General features: G+C 71.2%; 2 protein-coding genes. One reads left to right on the forward strand and one right to left on the reverse strand.

Features of this window, described 5'->3' with window-relative positions:
* Positions 1 to 82: 82 nt before the first annotated feature.
* Positions 83 to 1,861, forward strand: coding sequence for a substrate-binding and VWA domain-containing protein (locus tag AB8Z36_RS33120; protein ID WP_369217087.1), 1,779 nt, complete (start codon positions 83 to 85; stop codon positions 1,859 to 1,861).
* A gap of 9 nt (positions 1,862 to 1,870) precedes the next feature.
* On the opposite strand, the gene AB8Z36_RS33125 is transcribed toward AB8Z36_RS33120, so the two are convergent.
* Positions 1,871 to 3,391 (reverse strand): glutamate--cysteine ligase, encoded by a 1,521-nt coding sequence (locus tag AB8Z36_RS33125; protein ID WP_369217088.1) that lies wholly within the window; start codon positions 3,389 to 3,391, stop codon positions 1,871 to 1,873.
* Positions 3,392 to 3,826 lie beyond the last annotated feature (435 nt).

Here is a 3,826-nt window from a genome sequence, read left to right on the forward strand (position 1 = left end):
GGCCGAGGGGGAGGGCCGCCGTTCCCGGGCGCGTAACCCCTCTCTTTCCTTGCTTCGTCAATCAAGGAGGGGCACCACCGCCATGGGACGTCACAGCTTGCCCGATGAGCACGGAACGGACGCACTGGACCCCCGGCCACGCGCGCGAGGCCGCTCGGTCGCCCTCGCCACGGCCCTCGTCCTCGTGGTCGCGGGCGGTACGGCGGTGGCCGTCCGCAGCGGTCTGCTCTCCTTCCCCGGCTCGTGCGGTGACGACGCGGTACGCCTGGACGTGGTCGCCGCACCGGATGTGACGCCCGCGCTGCGGGACGCCGCCGACAGCGCCAGGGAGCGGGAGATCACCTCCGACGGCCACTGCGTCGACGTCCGGGTCACCGCCCGCGACTCCTACGAGGTCGCCGACGAACTCCGCTCCGGCACGAAGGACCCCGGGTACGAGGTGTGGGTCCCCGACTCCGAGCTGTGGGTGCAGCGCGTCGGCCTCGGCGGCACCCGGCAGACAAAGATCGCCGCCGCGGGCAACATCGCCGCCTCACCCGTCGGCGTCGGCATGGTCCCCTCCGCCGCGAAGAGCCTGGGCTGGCCGGGGAAGACGTATGCCTGGCCCGAGTTGACGGCCATCGCCATGGCAAACGGCACGGTGCGCCTCGGCGCCGCCGACCCCGCACGGAGCGCCACCGGCCTGCTCGCCCTCGCCAAGATCGGCGCGTCGGCGCGGCAGCGGGGCGGCGCGGAGGGCGAGACCCGGGCCGCCGCACTGGCCAAGAGCCTCGCCAAGCGCACGGCGGACACCGACGGACAGCTCCTGAACACGCTGGCCCGCGACGGCTCGAACGCCGGGGAGGGCGGCCCGCGCCGCAACCAGGCGCTGATCGTCTCCGAGCAGGCGGCGTTCACGCACAACGCGTCGACGGGCCGGGGGCCCAGACTCGACCTGTTCTACCCCGAGGACGGCTCACCCCGGCTCGACTACCCGTACACGCTGGTCGAGGACGAGAAGATGTCCACCGACACCAGCCGTGCGGCCCTGCGGTTCATGGCGATGTTCAGCGAGAAGGAGGGCCGGGAGATTCTGGCCGGGCACGGCTTCAGGACCGACCCCGACCAGCCGTCCAGGAGGCTGGTGACCGCCGCGGGGGGCCGTACCCCGCAGCCCTACTCGGCCGCGGCGATCGAACCGCCGTCCGACCGGCAGGTGCAGGAGACCCTCGGCATGTGGACGATCACGGTGCAGAGCGCCCGGCTCAGCACGGTCGTCGACGCCTCGGAGTCCATGCGGCAGCTCGTGCCGGGGCGCGGTCAGTCCCGTATGGACGTCACCAAGTCCTCGCTGCTCCAGGCCCTCGCGGGCTTCACCGACAAGGACGAGATCGGCCTCTGGGAGTTCGCCACCGCGCTCGACGGAGCCCGCGACTACCGCGAGCTCGAACCCACCGAACGGCTCGGCACCCGCGAGAAGGGCGCCACCCACCGCGACCGGCTCTCCCGGGCCTTCAGCGAGCTGCGCCCCGTCCTTGGCGGCGCCACCGGCCTGTACGACACGACCCTGGCCGCCTACCGGAAGGCCCGCGCGAGCTACGCGGACGGCATGTTCAACGCCCTGGTCATCCTCACCGACGGTGCCAACCAGGACCCGGACAGCATCTCGCGCAGCTCCCTCGTCGCCCAGCTGGAGGAGCTCACCGACCCCGAGGAGCCGGTGCCGGTGATCGCGATAGCCGTGGGCCCCGACGCCGACAAGGACGAGGTCGAGCAGATCGCCGCGGCCACCGGCGGCTCCGGCCACCAGGTCGACGACCCCGCGCAGATCCACGCCGTCATGCTCAAGGCCATCATGGAGGCCGGCAGCCGTCGGCGCTGACCGCGCGGCTCACCCCCGCCGCGCCGCCGCTCCGGGGAACCCCACCGGCCAGGTGTGCACCGGCCCGCCCTCGTGCATCAGCGCGGAGTACCGCTGGGTGGTGGCGGCGAGCGCCGCCTGCCTGGTGAGCCCGTGCTCCAGGGCCCGGTGGTAGGTGTCCGCCTGCCAGGACGCGCCGTTGACCCGCCGCCGGCAGCGCTCCTCGATCACCCCGAGGTAGAGGTCGCGGTCGGCCGCCGCCACGCCCCACGCGTCAAGTCCGGCGGCGGCCAGCGGCAGCAGCTCCTCGCGTACGAGATCCACGGCCGGCACCTCCACGGTCCCGCCCAGCCTGCCGCGCCGCGGCCAGCGCAGCTTGGCGTCGATGCCGTGGCGGCACGCCTCGTCGAAGTTGTGTGCCGCCGCCTCGAACGGCAGCCGGGACCACACGGGCCTCGCCTCCTCGGAGAGCGCCCGTACGAGCCCGTAGTAGAAGGCGACGTTGGCGATGACGTCGGTGACGCTGGGGCCCGCGGGCAGGACGCGGTTCTCCACCCTCAGGTGCGGGACGCCGTCGGCGACGTCGTACACCGGGCGGTTCCAGCGGTAGACGGTCCCGTTGTGCAGGACCAGCTCGCCGAGCTGGGGCACCCCGCCCTCGTCGAGCACGGCGAGCGGGTCCTCGGCGTCCATCAGCGGCAGCAGCGCGGGGAAGTACCGGAGGTTCTCCTCGAACAGCTCCAGCGGCCCGGTGATCCAGCGCTCACCGAACCACGTCCGCGGGCGCACGCCCTGGGCCTGGAGCTCCGGCGGCCTGGTGTCGGTGGACTGGAGGAACAGCGGCGGGCGCGACTCGCGCCACACCTCGCGGCCGAAGAGGAACGGCGCGTTGGCGCCCACGGCGATCTGCGCGGCGGCGACGGCCTGCGCCGCGTTCCACACGTCGGCGAAGCGGCCGGGCGTGACCTGGAGGTGCAACTGGATGGAGGTGCAGGCCGCCTCGGGCGCGATGGACGCGGAGGTGCAGGTGAGCCGCTCCACCCCCTCGATGTCGAGGGCGAAGGGCTCGCCGCGCGCCGCCACGATCTGCTCGTTGAGGAGGGCGTAGCGGTCGACGTCGGAGAGGTTCGCCGAGGTCAGGTCGGCACTCTTCAACGTCGGCAGAATGCCGATCATGATGATGCCCGCGTCCAGTTCGGCCGCTTTTCTGTGGGCATAGTTGAGACCGGTGCGCAGTTCTTCCGCGAGCTGGTCGAGAACGCGCCCGCCGAGCCGGTGCGGGGCAATGTTCACTTCCAGGTTGAACATTCCGAGTTCCGTCTGGAAATCCCGGCTCGCGATGCGCTCCAAAACCTGCGCATTCAACATTCTCGGCAGTCCGTCGGGCCCGGCGAGATTCAGCTCGATCTCCAGCCCCATGAGATTCTGGGGCCGGTCGAACCGCTCCTCCTCCAGCAGCCGCTCGAGTCCCGTGAGGCACTTCTGGAGCTTGCTGCGGTAGCGGTCCCGATCGGACAGGTCGAACGCGCCCGCCGCGACCTTATCCCCCATCGCCTTGTCCCTCCTCGCACGGGCAGCCGGGGGCCCGGCCGCTGTGTACGAGGGACTATGCCCAACCAATGTGATCCGTAACGCCCCGCGGGAGACCGCCGGCGAGTAGGCTCGGGCCCGCGCGGCCTCGGCACATTCGCGGGGCATGCGGCAGAGTGAAGATTCGTTTCCCATGAGCTTGGTCAAAAAGACCGATGAGAATCGGCCGACCGCTCCCGGGGAAAAGCCTGAGGTCACGGGAGCGACCCGCCCGTGAAATGGGGAGGAAAACCTCAACTCGACGGCGCGATAAGTTCTTGCCGGAAATGTCGATCACCGTTAGATGAAACATCGGCTGAACACGCATCGTATAAACTCCGCATTCGAGGCAGAGTTCTGGCGCCCTGGTCCCCCGGCCCCCGCCCCTCTGACCCGAAGCTGACAGCGCCGTCACGC

Source organism: Streptomyces flavofungini, from assembly GCF_041028215.1.
Lineage (GTDB): Bacteria > Actinomycetota > Actinomycetes > Streptomycetales > Streptomycetaceae > Streptomyces > Streptomyces flavofungini_B.

Bases quoted from the DNA above. Each gene is read 5' to 3' on its own strand.
- AB8Z36_RS33125 (WP_369217088.1), bottom strand. From the start codon at position 3,391: ATGGGGGATAAGGTCGCGGCGGGCGCGTTCGACCTGTCCGATCGGGAC.
- AB8Z36_RS33120 (WP_369217087.1), top strand. From the start codon at position 83: ATGGGACGTCACAGCTTGCCCGATGAGCACGGAACGGACGCACTGGAC.